The organism is Paenibacillus sp. FSL R7-0198 (genome assembly GCF_038000415.1).
Lineage (GTDB): Bacteria > Bacillota > Bacilli > Paenibacillales > Paenibacillaceae > Paenibacillus.
In genome coordinates, this window is sequence record NZ_JBBOCB010000001.1 from 1,010,026 (window position 1) to 1,027,335 (window position 17,310).

The following is a 17,310-nucleotide window of genomic DNA, read 5'->3' on the forward strand; positions in this document are numbered from 1 at the left end:
TGTCCTTCATTGTTCCAAGATATAATATCTATAGATGTAATAGGTTTAACCTATAATGAGAGAAAGACAAATAAACCACTGCTCATCGCAGAGGTTTCAATTGATAACAATTATCATTATCATATAAGTCTTATACTACGTTTCCGCTGCTTCGCTGTCAATGCTTTTTATCTAAAACATAAAAAACAGCCCTGAATCCAGAGCTGCTTTCCTAGTTTCTGTTATGAAATGAAAATTATCATATCAACGCCTTCTATAGAGAGTACTTGTCCGACTACTGTATTACAAACCGTTATTCGCAATCACATCTTTGTACCAATAGAAACTCTTCTTGCGTTTTCTCTCCAGTGTTCCATTGCCGTCATTATCCTGATCTACATAAATAAAGCCATATCGTTTCTCCATCTCTGAAGAAGAATAACTGATCAGATCAATCACTCCCCAACTGGTGTAGCCGAGCAGTTCAACACCGTCCAGAATCGCCTCATGCATCTGTTCAATGTGAGAGCGGAAATAATCAATACGATAATCATCCTGAATGCTACCATCAGCTTCAATCGTGTCTACCGCTCCAATTCCATTTTCAACGATAAACAAAGGCACCTCGTAACGGCTGTACAGTTCATTCAGTGAGATGCGCAGACCTACCGGGTCAATCTGCCAGCCCCAATCATTCGTTTGCAGATACGGGTTCTTCACCCCTCCAGTTGTATTGCCACTCACCTGCTCCAATCGGTCGCCATCCACACTTGATACCAAGGACATATAATAACTGAATGAGATAAAGTCCACAGTGTGTACTTTCAGAATCTCTTCATCCCCCTCAAGCATATCCAGGTTAATCCCTTTTTCGGCAAAAAATCTCTTCGTAAAGTACGGATACGCTCCACGCACCTGTACGTCCGTAAACATAAGATTGAATTGATTATCCCGGGAAGCAACGAGTACGTCTTCGGGATTACATGTATGAGCGTATGTTGTCAGTTTGGTAAGCATACATCCAATCTGGGAACCGGGAATGATCTCATGACAGTATTTCACTGCGAGCGCACTCGCTACAAATTGATGGTGCAACCCCTGATATACAGCCTGCTCCACATTTTCGAAACGCTCCGGAACAATACCACCACTCGTAAACGGATGACGAACAATGCTGTCGATTTCATTAAATGTAATCCAATACTTCACTTTGTCCTTATAACGGGTGAACACGGTTTTGCAAAAGTGAACAAAGTACTCGACGACTTTCCGATCCGTCCATCCACCATGGTGATTCACCAGATACATCGGCATCTCATAATGCGATAACGTAATCAATGGTTCGATCCCTTGTTTCAGCATGCCATCAATAACGCGGTCATAGAACTGTAAACCGGCTTCATTCGGCTCTGTTTCGTTGCCATTCGGGAAAATTCGGGTCCAAGCAATAGATAAGCGCAACGTTTTGAGACCCATCTCCCCAAACAGGGCCAGATCCTCCTCGTAACGGTGGTAGAAATCAATGCCTCTGCGTTTCGGATATTCTCTGTCCGAGGTAGACTCCATCGCAGTTTTGATCTGTTCTTCATTGATCGCATTATGCTTTTTATACTCACTCTTGGCTACACCTTTTCGATAGATAGCAATGTCGGCTGTAGACAGACCTTTGCCATCCACATTCCACGCTCCTTCTGCCTGATTGGCAGCAATCGCTCCTCCCCATAGAAAATCTTCTGGAAACGTTCTTGTTGTATTGGTCATTGTGTATTCCTCCTTGGATTATCTTTGTGACTCTTTCATTCTTGCTCAATTGCGACTCATGACCCGATTGATATGAATAATCAAATACATCATCTCTTCATTGGAGATCGTATGTTCAAACCGGGCTTCAATATAATCCTTGATTAGCAGTACGCAGGCTTCTTCCTGGGGATATTTATTCGCGATCTGCTCAAAGAGCTCATGATCCTGTGTGTTTAATGTTTTATGTTCAAAAAGCCGTTGAATAAAAAACTGCAAATGGGTCAAAAAGCGTGAATAGTTGATGCTGTGTGTATCCAGCTCCACTTGATAGTGAATTTTGATAATATTGAGTACATCCTTGACGGTATTGGTCATCATCATGACCTGATTCATATTGTCATCATTCTGCTGCGCATTAACGAGATGAAAGGCAATATTCGCCGCTTCCTCTTCAGGCAAGGAGAGTCCAAGCTGTTTTTGAATGAGAGACAGGCCATGCAACCCGATACTGAACTCCTGCGGATAGAACTTTTTCACTTCCCACAACATTCGGTTCTGTATCGTCATATTGTCCTTGAATCGCTTCATGGCCATATACAGGTGATCTGTTAATGCGACATAGAGATGATCACTCAGATGGCGGGACAATGTATGTTTGGCATGGGAGATGATTTCGTCAGCCAGAATCAGATATTCTTTTGGCGTTTCCTTCATCAGGGCGGTGAGATCCGAAGAGATCGTTTCATTTTCAAGGACATAGATCTTCTCGATCTCATCCTCGCCCACGACATCTCCCGGTTTGCTCCTGTAGCCGATGCCCTTTCCCATCACAATAATTTCCTTGTCATCCTCACCACGTCTCGCAAGAACAATGCTCGAATTCAATATTTTTATGACTTCCATATCAGGCAGCCTGCCTTTCATTCATATTTCAGCGGGTTATAACACCGTAATTAATGGTTTCCCCGGTCCTGTTGTCGCCGCAGTTTCATTGCCCAGTATCTCCAGATAATCCGATGAATTGGTCACAATTACAGGGGTCGTCGTGTCATAACCTGCGGCTTGTATAGCTTCAAGATCAAATTCGATCAGGAGCTGACCATGAGAGATCTGTTCTCCCTCGTTCACTTTTACATGGAAATGCTGGCCTTTCAGTTTCACCGTATCCAATCCGACATGAATCAGAAGTTCTACCCCCTCTACCGATCTCAGACCGATGGAATGTTTGGTACGGAACACCGTCTCAACGGTACCATCAAACGGGGCAAACACCTTGCCAACACTTGGCTGAATGGCCATACCTTGTCCCATGGCTTCTTGCGAGAAGGCCTCGTCCTTCACCTCTCTTAATGGCAAAACTTTACCTTCCAATGGAGCAAAAACGATCTTTTTCGATTTGATCCCTGTGGATGGCTGGATTTCAGATTCGCCTCTCGCTTTGTTTGTAGGACTGCCTGCTATCGACACTGCTGTTGGAACAACATCCTGAAATCCAATGACATATACGGCGACAAACGCGACAATGGCAGAGATCAGCATGGTAATAATCGCATAGATAATATTCATATGATCTTCACTGATAAACATAGGCATAGATGCAATCCCCGGACCCACGGCAGCATATGCCTTGAGATTCACAATACCTGCGAACAACCCAGCGACTCCGGCCCCGATCATGCAGGCAAACAGCGTTTTCTTGAGCCTTAGATGTACACCGTACAGAGCAGGTTCCGTGATACCGAATACACCTGAAATTCCTGCAGACAAAGCGACTTGTTTCAGCTTGATGTCTTTGGTTTTGAATGACACCGCCAGTGCGCCTGCTCCCTGCGCCATATTGGATGCCAGCATCGCGACCAGCACCAGTGTTTCATATCCAGGTGAAGCCAAGGCTGCGAAAATAATGGGATAAAATACTTTATGCATACCAAACATGACAATCAGAGGCATCAGTATAGCCATAATGACAACGGTCAACCATCCAATCTTATCCTGAATCCAATAGATCAGGTTGGACATTCCCGTTCCGAGATACATTCCCAGAGGTCCAAGTACAATCAGGGCAACTGGAGCAACAATGAGAATAACAATCAAAGGTTTAAGGAAAATTTTGACCGGCCCTGGTGAGATCTTGTCCGCGAACTTTTCAATGTAAGACATGAACCAGACCGTTAAAATAATCGGTACCACGGATGTCGCATATTGAACGGATGCAACGGGTATGCCAACAAAGGACACCGGATCTTCACCGCCAAGCAGACCAATCATATTCGGGTGTAACATGATTCCACCAAACAGAACGGCAACAAAGGGGTTCGTTTTAAATCTATTTGCACTGGAATAGGCCAGTAGAATCGGAAGAAAGTAAAAGGCAGCATCAGACATGACACTCAAAACGGTATATGTCTGGCTCTCTTTAGACATCAGGCCGGTCACGGTCGCCAGTAGCAACAGTGCCTTAAGCATGCCCGAGGCAGCAATGGCTGGGATAATAGGTTGGAAAATGCCTGCAATGACACTGGCAAAAGTATTAAACAGTCCTTTGGGGCTATAATCCGCTTTTTGTTTCTCCTGAATTTCGTTTGATTGCCGAGTATCCATCATCTTGGCAAGTTCATTGTAGACGTACGCGACGTCATTACCGATAATAACCTGATATTGTCCGCCGCTATTCACTGCGCCAATAATACCATCAAGGCTCTTAATTTCTTGGGTCTTCGCCATATCCGGATTCTTCAGGGTAAGTCTGAGCCTGGTAGAGCAATGAATTAACGTGTTGATATTATCATTGCCACCGACCAGCTCCATAATCGATTGGGCTAATTGTTTGTGATTCATAACGACACCTCCGCCATTTCTTCATGATGGGAACAAAAAAAGACCTAAAAAGGGTAGGAAAAAGAAACTCTTCCCACCCAATCTAGGTCTTGCCTGCCGAACAGTAACACGCCATCGTTGGATGAATGTTATTCAATTATATGAACGAAAAAGAATATGAACATTTGAAATGGTTCTGTGCTAACACTTGAAACTGCTACACATGAAAACGTTGATTTTGTTTTACCCGGGTAAGTGGTTCTTATTAAGCGTTTTCAAAATCAGTATATCAACTCTTCTGATGGAGTGCAAGCGGTTAAGCGAAATTAATGATTTCTTCATCTGTAATGATATAATGGTGGCATAACGAAAGGAATGACCAATGCGATGGAATTCAGACAACTTCAATATACGTTGCAAATTGCGGCCGAACGCAATTTCTCCCGGGCAGCAGAGAAGCTGCATATTGCCCAGCCTTCATTAAGCCAGCAATTATCCAAATTGGAAAAAGAATTGGGTGTACTCCTTTTTCAGCGTAATACGAGTACCGTAGAGTTAACCCATGCCGGTGTTACGTTTGTCGAGCAAGCCCAGAAGATCGTAGATGCCGTGGAGCTATTGCGTCAGGAAATGTCCGATATCTCCCAGCTTCGCAAAGGTAAAGTCGTTGTAGGCAGCATGCCGATCACGGGCTCACACTTGCTCCCACACGTGCTTCCAGCGTTCCAACAAGCTTATCCCGAGATTGAGGTTACTTTATTGGAAGACTCCGGGCTTACACTTGAGAAATTGACAGCAAGCGGCAAAGCAGATCTCAGTCTGTTATCTCTTCCTTTACAAGAGCCAAGTCTCGCCTACGTTGCCATTGGAGAGGAAAAAATTGATCTGGCGGTTCCCCCGAATCACCCTTTGGCGCGCAGGGCAGATCCGGAAAATCCGCTTCCGGTGCGAATTGAAGAGCTTCGTGATGAACCCTTTGTTGTATTGAAAAAAGGACAAGGTTTCCGCAAACTTACTTTTGATCTCTGTGAGCAGGCCGGTTTTGACCCCAATGTTGTGTTTGAAAGCACCAATATTGAAACCGTTCAGTCGCTGGTCGCCACAGGTATGGGTATTACCTTGGTACCTCGCTTTATTGCCCGGGCTCCGCGCAGTGAGTTCGTGCCTGTGTATGTGCCACTTGCTGAGCCTACTCCCAGCAGAACACTTGTTGTGGCTTATCGTCAAGGCAGAGTGCTGTCGAAGGCAGCCGAAGCATTCATCCATACGTTTCAACAAACCGTGGCCGAACTGTCAAAGGGAGACTAAATTTTTTTCCTATGGGTATGGGTACATTTCATACTGAACCAAAACAAAGGCTTGACCCTTATGGGCCAAGCCTTTGTCATATACTCGTTTCCCGCATCCGCAGGATAGAGTTCTTACATTGCAATCACAGTAACTGGTTACAGTACAATGTTGCTTGTTAAGTTGTTAAGCTACAATGCTAATTTATAATGTTAACGTGGAAACGTACATAAGAAAACTTCATGTTTGGCGGTTTATTTTCGCAAATTACGATCGCTTGTCAGCCTGTTTTGCTGATTCATTACACGGCCTTCGTCCTGAACAGTTGAATCAGGGGGTGATAGCCCTCCTGCTCCATTCTCTAAGAATGCCCTTAAGTGATCTTCCCTTGTGTTATCCTGTTCCAGTCTCCTGAGCGTATCTTTCACATGGTTGTCCATTGATTGATCATCCTCCTTGGTGACGGGATAGTTATCATTACCCGCGTCCTGGAAGAATAAACACTTTTACTGAAGAATTTTATTTCCGTTTTTATTTTCCGCCAAAATAAACGCCAGGTCGACGGTCTTCAAATACGGGAATACGTCCGCGAACCTCATCCACCAGAGATGGACGAATAATTCCGGTCACGATCTCTTCCCCTTCGCCACCTTCAGCCACAATCTCACCCCAAGGATCAATGATAAGGGAATGTCCGAAAAATTCGGTCTCTCCCCCTTTACCTACACGGTTACATGCGATCACATACATCTGGTTCTCAATCGCTCGTGCCGTTAGTAACGTACGCCAGTGGTGCAGACGAGGTTTCGGCCATTCGGCGGGTACAATCAATGCCTTGGCACCATTTAAAGCAAGGGTGCGGGCAAGTTCCGGGAACCGGATATCATAACAGATCGAAGCACCGGCTGTAAGACCATTTTGCAATTCAAAAATTTCAGGTTCTGTACCAGGCTGTAAATATTTCTCTTCGTCCATCAGACGGAACAAATGTAATTTATCGTATCGTGTTACCTGTTTTCCTTCACGATCATAAGCGTACATTGTATTGTATATTTGACCATCCCGTTTCTCGGCAATTGAACCGCCAACGATGGAAATTTGATGTTTTTGAGCAAAAGCAGACAGCCATTCCCGAGATTTCTGGCCTTCCGGGTCAGCGAGTTCATGAATTTGAGTCAAAGCGTATCCGGTATTCCACATCTCAGGTAACACAGCCAGCCCCAGATCCGGATATTGTTCTACCGCACGCTCAAGCAACGTCTGCATATGTTTATGATTGGCCTCAGGGTCTCCGAGCTGAATATCGCCCTGAATCAGGGCTACACGCATTTCTCCCTGTTGTTTTTCTGTCATGACAAGCACTCCTCTGAACCGTAATACCTGCTATCATAGCTTGATCCTCCTGAGGACTGCAAGCCTGTTGTTGTTATGAACTTGCACACAACAACTCAGGGAGCAGGGTCAGCAATCGATCACTCGTAAGCGCATCACCCACATTCCAGATCGACTCTTCCACAGGATACACCCGTCCATTCTGCACAGCCGGAAGGGCCTGCCAACTGGGACTTTTCATCAGCATCTCTGTAGCCTGTCTTGCCACAATTTCCTCAGGCAGCATAACAAATACATGATCTCCCGCATACTGACGTACCGCTTCAGCCGAAATTTCCTTATAGGCTCTGCCTGCCGCAAGTGCTTCCTTCACTTTGGTAACTGGCCTGAATCCCATTGGATGATATAACAATGGCGCCAGCCCGATATTGCCCATAACAAATAATCGTGCACCCCGATGGTATGTAAATACGGATGCCGTTTCCCCCTCTTCAATCACAGTATGGATCTTCGCCCACATCTGCTCAGTACGCTCCGCATAGGAGGTTAGCCATTGTTCAGCCTGCGGTTGTCTGCCAAACCAGCTGCCCAATCTGCGCATTCGTTCTTCCAACGTGGCATGTGAATTGTAAGCAAGCGTCGGTGCAATCCGGTAAAGTTGTTCATACTGCTGTTCATTGCTGCTATCAAAAATAATTAAATCCGGCTTCATTTGAACAGCCGCTTCCACATTAACCGGTGCGACAGCATCATATGTCCGATCTTCCAGCAATTGAATGCCCAGCATCAGCATATCCCCAGCGGAATCTCCGTAATACATAATTCGCTCCGGGTTTACTGGAATATTCACATCATGACCCAACCAATCTTGTACTAATGTCTGCTGCTGAATCGATCTGTCATATTGACGAGGAGATAATCCGGTCATTTGGCGAAAACGCCTGCTGAAATAATATTCATCCTTAAACCCCACGCGGCTCGCTATATCCCGAAGTGGTTCATCCGATTTGCGAAGCCATTCCTTGGCATGTTTGATGCGTACATGATTCACATAATCGAGTGGCTTGTGACCCGTGAGTTGTCTGAAGAGGGTCGTATATTGTACAGGTCTGATCTCCGCAAGACGTGCCAGTTTCTGTACAGTGATTTCTTCAGCATAATGGTCGTCCACATACTGAATCGTACTGTGTAGTCTTGCTTCCATACTCTGCTCCGTCTTTGGAGAAGTGTACCGGGTAATGATCATCTCCATCCATTTTTGGAATTGCGCATTCAAATGACTGTATTCGGCATCTGTTTTATAATTTCGAATGACATACATTTGCTCCAGCAGCCCACTTAACGGAGCATAGGGATAACCATTCAATTGGTTTCTGTGCTCAAATACAGGGCGAGTAAAGAGCTCGGGATCACCCGTTAACACATGAATAACATCAAAAGCCATTACGATATATTTCAATTCCGAGTTATTACGATGTTCAATCTGGTACCCCTCTCCCGGAGAAAGCGGATAGACACATCCCGTAGTAAACGGAAACTGTTCATGTCCAATATATAAACGCCCATCCCCTTCTTCGCAGATCAGGAAGGCATGTTTCTCGCAAGCAACTTCCAGCATCACCTGTTCAGGTGCTTCAATTCGTCGTACCAGATGATCCAGCCGAAACATGAATGCTGAATAGAACAACGCTCCCCTATCGGCATCCAAAGCCTGCATGTCGGTTCACCTCGTTTTTCTAAAATGAGAATAATTATCAATCATTCTGTATGGTCTGATTATAAGTGAGCGATTGTTAATAATCCAGATATGAGTTTATTCAGCAAAAAAGAGCGTTCAACGAAAGGTTGAAGGCTCCTTTTACTTTTATAAAAATGCATTACTCAAAGATGTTAATCGTGCCTTACGAACTCATCACCAATTATTGGATCATCTGTTTTGGAAGTTCTTGTAACAGCCACTCCCTGGAAAGAGCATCACTAGAAGCTTTTACGATATTAAAACGATATACTTTTCCTTCTTTCACCGCAGGCAGGTTCTTCCAGATTGTACTATCCAGCAATTCCTTAGTGGATTGTTTCGCATCGTCGGTCACAGGATCCAGAATAAATATCCGATCACCGGCAAATTCAGATAATTTTTCAGTCGAAATCTCTACAAATCCCATGTCTTGATCCAATACTTTCTGAATTTCCGCTGTTGGCTTCAGCCCGTCTTTTCCATATAACAACTGTGGCAATCCTGCACCCGCCATGACAAACAGACGATTCCCGGGATACATGGTGAACACCGAAGCAGTCTCCCCTTCTTTCAATCCGTTCTCATGGAGTTGCTTCCACATCTCTTCTGTTGCTTTTTGATGATTCGTAATCCAATCCTCCGCTTCTTGCTTTTTGTTCAACAAGTCGCCAAGGATAAGCATACGATCTTCTATTGACCCGAACGAATCAAATGTAACCGTAGGTGCAACTTTTGAGATCTGATCGTATTGTGCCCCATCACTGTTCGAGAAAATGATCAGATCGGGATTCAAGGCTAGAGCTTTTTCCACACTGATCGGAAATCCTACATCCTCTGCCTGAGCAACCTGATCATCGTATACAGTTCCATCCTGACGAAGTATGCCTACAGGAACAACACCAAGCGCGAGCAGATCCCCGGTAACTTCTCCATGATAGATGACTCGCTTCGGATTTACAGGGACCTCTACCTCATGGCCAGTCCAATCTTTGAATACCCGGGTCTCGCCCTCATCTGTCTCTTCCGTTGCGGTCTGTTCCTCATTGGTTGTCTTTCCATCAGCCTGTGTTTCTGTAGCTGCTTTGGAATCATCTGAGCCAGCAGCAGGTGTTGTAGCCTGATTTCCACAAGCCAGTAGCAGAATGGATAACCACGTAATCGTAAATAGTACTGCCGTATTTCGTATGCCCTTTTTCATTGCTATTTCTCCCCCTGTATCATGTGCATTGTGCAATATAATTTAATGATATTGATTATCATTATCGGATATTATCATAAAACAAGGCTTCTCTCAGCTCAATGGACAAAACTATATGGGCACTTTAAGTTTTGTACAATCCTCCGCGCTTTGCTCCTATGTACTGTATATTCAAGTGCATTTCCCTCTATACAGCTCGGGATTGACGTGATAAATTAATGAGAACTATTTGCCATTTTTAATAACCGGAGTGATGAATATAATGACCCATTCAGACCATATAACTGCTCGTTCAGCCTTTACGATACCAACTTCTGATGTAATGACACAGCTGCCAACGCAATTTTTTGCTACCCTTGTTCAAAATGTAAATCGTGAAATTGCAAGTGGACATGATGTGATCAATCTGGGTCAGGGGAACCCGGATACACCTACACCACCCCATATTGTGAAAACACTGCAAGAGTCGGCTGAGAATCCCCTCTACCACAAATACTCCCCTTTTAGAGGGTACTCTTTCCTGAAGGAAGCCGTCGCCAAACGTTATAAGGAAGATTACAACGTTGATCTGGATCCCGAGACTGAAGTAGCCATTCTGTTCGGGGGCAAAACAGGACTGGTTCAGTTACCTCAGGTCCTGCTTAACCCCGGTGACACCGTTCTTGTTCCCGATCCAGGCTACCCGGATTACTGGTCCGGTGTTGCACTCGCCAAAGCAAACATGTCATTTATGCCTTTGTTGGAGTCCAATGCATTCCTGCCGGATTATGAAGCTGTTACAGCCGAAGATCGGGAGAAGGCCAAGCTGATGTTCCTCAACTATCCCAACAATCCAACGTCGGCAACGGCTCCCCTTTCGTTCTACGAAGATACGGTTGAATTTGCCATTCAAAATCAAATCGTCGTTGCCAGCGACTTTGCTTACGGTGCGATTGGGTTCGACGGACATCGTCCAGTAAGTTTCCTACAAGCCCCTGGTGCCAAAGAAGTGGGCATTGAATTCTATACGTTATCCAAAACGTACAATATGGCTGGATGGCGTGTTGGATTCGCGCTAGGTAACGCAGAGATTGTCTCTAAAATTAATCTGCTTCAGGATCATATCTATGTCAGTCTTTTCGGTGGGATTCAAGCTGCGGCAACGGAAGCACTTACTGGATCTCAGGAATGTGTCACTTCGCTGGTTTCACGTTACGAATCCCGTCGTAATGCATTTTATGACGCTCTTTCCTCGATAGGCTGGCAAGCTTCGAAACCCGCAGGTTCATTCTTCAGCTGGTTGCCTGTACCTGCCGGTTATACCTCCGCTTCATTTGCAGACTTGTTACTGCGAGAAGCCAAGGTGGCCGTAGCCCCAGGTATTGGTTTTGGTTCACATGGCGAAGGCTATGTGCGTGCGGGACTGCTAAGTGATGAAAACCGATTACGCGAAGCTGTGGAGCGGATTGGCAAGCTGAATTTATTCAAGTAATTTACAGGACCATAACCCCTTTGCATATGCCAAGTTTCCATGGTATGTTATAAGAAATATTGAACGAAACGTGATGACGGGACCAGTAAGAGAATATCAGTCGCGCACAGAGAGTAAATTCCACCCTGCTGAAAGAATTTACCGCGGCTCTTCTCTGAAACCTACCCCTGAGCGGCCTGTTACGTACAGGACAGTGCCTTCTGTTACAGGGCATGAAGCCGGATGATCTAATCATCAATAAAGGTGGTACCGCGGAAGTAACAAACTTTCGTCCTTTTTAACTAAAGGGCGGGAGTTTTTTTTGTACCCGCTAAAGCCTGCTCCAGAAGCACTTATTAATCATGTTTAAGGAAGTGAAACCATGACTTCACGTATTGTAGTTAAAATTGGAAGCAGCTCGCTTACAACGGAGGAAGGCGGTCTTGATCGCAGTTCGATCACTTTTTTTGCCGGAGAAATTGCAGCATTGGCTGATCAGGGTCATGAAGTACTTCTGGTCACCTCTGGAGCGGTAGCTGCCGGCTTCCGGGAGATCGGTTACCCTCAGCGCCCCAAACAGTTGCATGAGAAACAAGCTGCAGCGGCTGTTGGGCAGGCGTTACTGATGCAGGCATATCAACAGGCTTTTGCAGCGCACCGCGTTACTACGGCGCAAATTCTGTTAACCCGTACAGACTTTCACAGTCGTAAACGTATGGGTAATGCAGGTATGACCGTGGAGGAACTGCTCAAACAGCGAGTGATTCCGATTTTCAATGAGAATGATACAGTATCGGTGGACGAATTGAAGTTCGGGGATAACGATCTGTTGTCCGCATTGGTTGCAAACCTGGTGAAGGCACAGCATCTAATTATTCTTACGGATACCAACGGCCTGTACACCGCAGACCCGCGTAAAGATCCTTCTGCCGTGCGTTACGACCGTATCCCCGAGATAACGGCGGAGATCTACGCTTTTGCCGGCGGTTCAGGTTCAGCGGTTGGCACAGGCGGCATGCGATCCAAAGTTGATGCAGCCAAGGTTGCTACACGTGGAGGCGTACCTGTATTCGTGGGAAGTGTGAAAGAACCCGGAGATATGCAGAAAGCGGTTGATGGCACGGGCAAAGGAACTTACTTTGAGACACGACTCGCTTCGTTATCCCGTAAAAAGCAGTGGCTTGGCTTCATGTCTACTCCACTGGGAACTGTCGTTGTGGATGATGGTGCTGAAGAAGCACTTGTCCATGGGGGCCACAGCCTTTTACCTGTAGGAGTCAAGCGGGTACTGGGAACGTTTCATGCAGGAGACGTTGTAGAGGTCATCGGAATGGATGAAACCTTGCTTGGTCGCGGTATTGTCAATTATGATGATGACCAGCTTCGACTCATTGCCGGACTTCCCAGTGGCGAAGTGATGAAACAACTCGCTAGCATCCATAGGCTTGAGGTTATTCATAGAGACGAATGGATTACTTTAAAATAAACTTGAAGGTATATTAAGTTAAACTAATCATTTACACGTAACGGAGAGGACAGAAAAAACCTGAAAAAGCGGAGCGTTCGCCTTTATCCCCGGATTTTCCCCTCAGAAAAGGGAATCAAAAAAATCTGGGGATAACAGCGATTGGAAGGTTATTCTGTCATCGTAGTGTCTGTGTGAATAATCTTTAGTTCAACATGTGGTTAGAATTTTTATTTTTTATATATGAGGAGGAATTACGATGAGTGAAGTCAGAGAAAAAGCCATCAAAGCTCAAGCCACGGTTCCACAGCTGAACCGATTGAATACAGAACAGAAAAATACGGCCCTGCGTGTCATGGCAGATGCTTTGATTAAGGAGACGGATTCCATCATTACGGCAAACGCCGAAGATCTGGAACGCGGCAGAGAACAAGGCACGCCGGAATCCATGCTGGATCGGCTCGCACTTAATAAGGAGCGCATTGCTGGCATTGCTGAAGGATTACGTCAGATTGCAGATCTGCCTGATCCAGTCGGTGAAGTGTTAGAGACATTTACCCGTCCAAACGGATTACATGTTGAAAAATTAAGAGTGCCGATTGGCCTGATCGGTATCATCTATGAAGCTCGTCCTAATGTAACTGTAGACGCAGCCGGATTATGTCTCAAAACAGGTAATGCAGTCCTGCTGCGCGGCGGCTCCTCAGCCCTGTCCTCCAATCGTAAAATTGTCGAGGTGCTGCATCGGGCACTCGCAACGACAGACATGCCTGCTGATGCTTTGCAACTGGTTGAAGATGCAGACCGTGCTTCCGTAGATGAAATGCTCAAGTTGAACGGACTGCTGGACGTCATCATTCCACGCGGCGGGGCCTCCCTTATCCGTAATGTGGTTGCCAATGCAACCGTACCTGTTATCGAAACTGGGGCGGGCATCTGTCATACCTATGTGGATGAATCAGCCGATCCAGTTATGGCAGCCGAAATTGCCATCAATGCCAAGGCACAACGGCCATCCGTATGTAACTCCATGGAAACGTTGCTGCTGCATGCCGCATATGCGGAAGAGCATCTGCCTGCTCTTGCCGAGCAATTCCGTGAGGCCAATGTGGTCTTGAAAGGTTGCGACACCGTGCGCCGTCTTGTCCCTTTTGCCCTTGAGGCAACCGAGGAAGACTATGCGACCGAGTATAACGATTATATTTTAAATATCCGTGTGGTTGAGAACCTGGACGAAGCGATGCAGCATATCGCACATTACGGAACCAAACATTCCGAGTGTATCGTAACCCGTGATACAGCCCATGCAGAACGCTTCATGCATGATGTGGATGCGGCAGCCGTCTATCACAATGCATCCACACGTTTCACCGACGGATTTGAATTTGGCTATGGAGCCGAAATCGGAATCAGTACCCAGAAACTGCATGCACGTGGACCGATGGGACTGCCAGCACTGACATCAACCAAATATCGTATTACAGGCAATGGACAGATTCGTCAATAATATCTCAGCACCAGTTATATAGGAGGAACGATAAATATGAGTCAAGAGCAACAGACGTTACTACAACAGAAGATTACTTTCCACGGAGCAGGCGCGATGGCTGAAGCCATCGTGCGCGGACTGATCTCCCGCCTAGTCGTTCGTCCTCAGGATATTACGATGCTGAACCGCAGCAACCAGAAACGTCAGGAGGAGCTCAGCACCCGTTATGCAGTGCATACCGGAACTGCCTCACAATCTCTGGATCATCTTGCCTCCACTCCGGTCATCGTACTCTGTATGAAACCCAAAGATGCTGCCGCAGCGCTGCGTGAACTCGGTCCATTGTTATCACCTGATCAACTGATCGTGTCTGTCATTGCCGGATTATCGATCCGCACGATGCAGTCCTTGCTCGGTCGTAAACAACCGATCGCCAGAACCATGCCGAATACATCCAGTACCATTGGACTCGGTGCAACGGGTCTTGCCTTCTCTGCGGAGATTACGGATGAACAGCGCAGTATAGTGATGACCATGTTTGAAGCGGTTGGTATCGTGACCATCGTGCCTGAAGATAAACTTGAAGTGCTCACAGGGATTTCCGGAAGCGGCCCTGCTTATGTATACTATTTAATGGAGGCCATGATTGCCGCAGGTATTCGTGGTGGTTTATCCAGCCAGCAATCTCGTGATCTCACCGTTCAGACGGTGCTGGGCGCGTCACGTATGGTACAACAAACCGGCTTGGAACCGATGAAGCTTCGTAGTGATGTGACATCCCCGGGAGGGGCAACGCAAGCAGCATTGAAAACGCTGGACGAAGGAGATTTCTTTGAAAATGTAATCGCAGCCGTCAACCGCTGTGCAGAGCGCTCACGGGAGATGGGAGCTGCTTTGGAAGGGGATTTAAAATGAATAACATGTGCACAACCACATATCGTCTGCATGATGATCATGCAGACTTTCGCAAGAAGGCTCAGTCCATCGCGATTGGCATGACCGTTGGTAGCTGGACTGAGTTGCCGCAAGCCCAGCGTGAAGCGATGCAGAAGCATCTGGGTGAAGTAATCAGCGTAGAAGTCCATGAAGCTGAAGGAATGGCTGCAGGTGAGCGTTACGCCGATATTACCATCGGATATCCCGATATTAACTTCAGTCGTGATATCCCTGCCCTGCTCGTGACGGTCTTTGGCAAAATCTCAATGGATGGCCGGATCAAATTAACAAAGCTTGGTTTCTCGGATGGTTTCCTCAGTGCATTCCCGGGACCCAAGTTTGGACTGAATGGTGTTCGTGATCTGCTTGGTGTGCATGATCGTCCACTGTTAATGAGTATCTTCAAGTCAGTTATTGGGCTAAATGCAGATGAACTGCGTGAACAATTTATTCGTCAGGCCCTTGGGGGCGTTGATCTGATCAAGGACGATGAGATTCTGTTCGAGAACAAATTGACACCCATCGAAAAAAGAGTCGAGGTCTGCATGAAAGCTGCCGAACAGGCACGCCAGGAGACTGGCAAGAAACTTATGTATGCAACCAATCTCACAGGGCCTACATCTCGTCTGAAAGAGCAAGCTGAACGTGCCATCGGCGCAGGAGCCAATGCCTTGTTGTTCAACGTATTGTCTTACGGATATGATGTCCTGCATGAACTCAGCAGTGATCCAGATATCAAAGTGCCAATTATGGCTCACCCTGCACTTGCGGGTGCATTGTATCCTTCACCACATTACGGCATCTCGGCTTCGGTTGTACTTGGCCAGTTGATGCGTCTTGCGGGTGCCGATCTGGTGCTCTTCCCTTCTCCTTATGGTTCGGTTACGATGCCGAAGGAAGAAAATATGGCGATCACGGAGCAATTACTGACAGCTGATCTGCCAGTACGAACCAGTATGCCAGTGCCTTCAGCCGGCATCCATCCAGGCCTTGTACCGCTTATTTTGCGCGACTTTGGTACAGATGTCATCGTTAATGCTGGTGGCGGTATTCATGGACATCCTATGGGCACTGAGGCAGGCGGACGTGCATTCCTGCAAGCCATTGAGGCAGCTCAGCGTTCCATTCCACTTGCACAATATGCAACCGAGCATCCGGAACTGAAAAGCGCACTGGATCTGTGGGGTGGCGAACGATGAGAAGTGATAAAAAAACAGTCATTTTCTGTGACTTTGACGGTACGATTACCCTCTCGGACAATATTGTCGCAATCATGAAACATTTCAAGCCTGAGGGCATTGAAGCGATTATGAAAGATACGATTGAGCAGAACATCTCGCTGCGTGAAGGTGTTGGAGCCATGTTTGCTCTGTTGCCCGCATCGCAAAAAGATGAAATTGTGGAATTTGTGCTTGGACAAGCGGGGATCCGTGAAGGATTCAGCGAGTTTCTTGACTACGTTCGCAGCGAAGGGATCGAATTCAATGTGACCAGTGGCGGTATGGACTTTTTTATCGAACCCTTACTCGCGCCATTCGATATCCCTAAGGATCATGTCTATTGCAATGGAGCTGACTTCGCGGGTGAAACCATTAAGATTGAATGGCCGAATCCCTGTCAGCCTCCTTGTGAGAATGGCTGCGGCATGTGCAAAACAACCGTGATTCGTACCTTCCCGGAAGAACAATACAATCGAATCCTCATTGGAGACAGTCTGACAGACTTTGAGGGTGCAAAGATTGCCGATCTTGTCTACTCTCGCTCCATTTTGACGGACAAATGTATTGAACTTGGTGTGGACCATGTGCCATTCGCTACCTTTTACGATATCATCGAAGATATGAAACAGAAGCAAACACAAGGAGTGCTGTAAACG

General features: G+C 46.3%; 13 protein-coding genes and 1 other annotated feature. Of the genes, 7 read left to right on the plus strand and 6 right to left on the minus strand.

Translation table 11 applies throughout. From position 1 onward, the window contains the following. Positions 1–282: 282 nt before the first annotated feature. Genes MKY87_RS04135 through MKY87_RS04145 form a run of 3 tightly spaced genes read right to left on the minus strand, consistent with a single transcriptional unit; the run spans position 283 to position 4,560 of the window. Positions 283–1,740, minus strand: coding sequence for a glycoside hydrolase family 1 protein (locus MKY87_RS04135; RefSeq protein WP_253501322.1), 1,458 nt, complete (start codon positions 1,738–1,740; stop codon positions 283–285). A gap of 45 nt (positions 1,741–1,785) precedes the next feature. Continuing rightward, complete coding sequence (gene licT, locus MKY87_RS04140; protein WP_340963076.1) at positions 1,786–2,646, minus strand: BglG family transcription antiterminator LicT; 861 nt, start codon at positions 2,644–2,646, stop codon at positions 1,786–1,788. Between the two features lie 15 nt (positions 2,647–2,661). Further along, positions 2,662–4,560 carry a beta-glucoside-specific PTS transporter subunit IIABC gene (locus MKY87_RS04145; RefSeq protein WP_340963078.1) on the minus strand — a complete coding sequence of 633 codons (1,899 nt, stop codon included), beginning with the start codon at positions 4,558–4,560 and terminating at the stop codon, positions 2,662–2,664. Positions 4,561–4,926: 366 nt separating this feature from the next. Here MKY87_RS04145 and MKY87_RS04150 point away from each other — a divergent pair, with 366 nt between their 5' ends. Further along, the gene (locus tag MKY87_RS04150) at positions 4,927–5,847 is read left to right on the plus strand and encodes a LysR family transcriptional regulator (RefSeq protein WP_249912260.1); all 921 of its coding nucleotides are present in this window, start codon (positions 4,927–4,929) and stop codon (positions 5,845–5,847) included. 510 nt (positions 5,848–6,357) lie between these two features. On the opposite strand, the gene MKY87_RS04155 is transcribed toward MKY87_RS04150, so the two are convergent. The 3 genes from MKY87_RS04155 to MKY87_RS04165 all read right to left on the minus strand — a co-directional run bounded on the left by MKY87_RS04155 (position 6,358) and on the right by MKY87_RS04165 (position 10,094). Then, on the minus strand, positions 6,358–7,179 hold the full coding sequence (locus tag MKY87_RS04155) for a carbon-nitrogen family hydrolase (RefSeq protein ID WP_249912258.1): 822 nt from the start codon (positions 7,177–7,179) through the stop codon (positions 6,358–6,360). Between the two features lie 73 nt (positions 7,180–7,252). Then, on the minus strand, positions 7,253–8,875 hold the full coding sequence (locus MKY87_RS04160) for an AraC family transcriptional regulator (protein WP_340963080.1): 1,623 nt from the start codon (positions 8,873–8,875) through the stop codon (positions 7,253–7,255). Positions 8,876–9,077: 202 nt separating this feature from the next. Next, entirely contained in the window at positions 9,078–10,094 is a 1,017-nt protein-coding gene (locus tag MKY87_RS04165; protein WP_340963081.1) for an ABC transporter substrate-binding protein, read from the minus strand. Between the two features lie 262 nt (positions 10,095–10,356). On the opposite strand from MKY87_RS04165, the gene MKY87_RS04170 reads away from it, so the two are divergent. The 6 genes from MKY87_RS04170 (at position 10,357) to MKY87_RS04195 (ending at position 17,307) form a co-directional block, all read left to right on the plus strand. Next, the gene (locus MKY87_RS04170) at positions 10,357–11,565 is read left to right on the plus strand and encodes a pyridoxal phosphate-dependent aminotransferase (RefSeq protein ID WP_445669448.1); all 1,209 of its coding nucleotides are present in this window, start codon (positions 10,357–10,359) and stop codon (positions 11,563–11,565) included. A 64-nt stretch (positions 11,566–11,629) separates the two neighbouring features. Beyond that, positions 11,630–11,844, plus strand: a binding site (T-box leader). An 82-nt stretch (positions 11,845–11,926) separates the two neighbouring features. Further along, positions 11,927–13,030: a glutamate 5-kinase gene (gene proB / locus MKY87_RS04175; protein ID WP_340963084.1), complete on the plus strand. Its 1,104-nt coding sequence runs from the start codon at positions 11,927–11,929 to the stop codon at positions 13,028–13,030. A 238-nt stretch (positions 13,031–13,268) separates the two neighbouring features. Beyond that, entirely contained in the window at positions 13,269–14,516 is a 1,248-nt protein-coding gene (locus tag MKY87_RS04180) for a glutamate-5-semialdehyde dehydrogenase (protein WP_340963087.1), read from the plus strand. Between the two features lie 36 nt (positions 14,517–14,552). Further along, complete coding sequence (gene proC, locus MKY87_RS04185) at positions 14,553–15,413, plus strand: pyrroline-5-carboxylate reductase (protein WP_339783023.1); 861 nt, start codon at positions 14,553–14,555, stop codon at positions 15,411–15,413. Further along, positions 15,410–16,633 (plus strand): 2,3-diketo-5-methylthiopentyl-1-phosphate enolase, encoded by a 1,224-nt coding sequence (locus MKY87_RS04190; protein WP_340963090.1) that lies wholly within the window; start codon positions 15,410–15,412, stop codon positions 16,631–16,633. The genes proC and MKY87_RS04190 overlap by 4 nt, the downstream gene beginning before the upstream one ends. Further along, positions 16,630–17,307, plus strand: coding sequence for a 2-hydroxy-3-keto-5-methylthiopentenyl-1-phosphate phosphatase (locus MKY87_RS04195; RefSeq protein ID WP_340963093.1), 678 nt, complete (start codon positions 16,630–16,632; stop codon positions 17,305–17,307). The genes MKY87_RS04190 and MKY87_RS04195 overlap by 4 nt, the downstream gene beginning before the upstream one ends. The last annotated feature ends 3 nt before the right edge of the window (positions 17,308–17,310 follow it).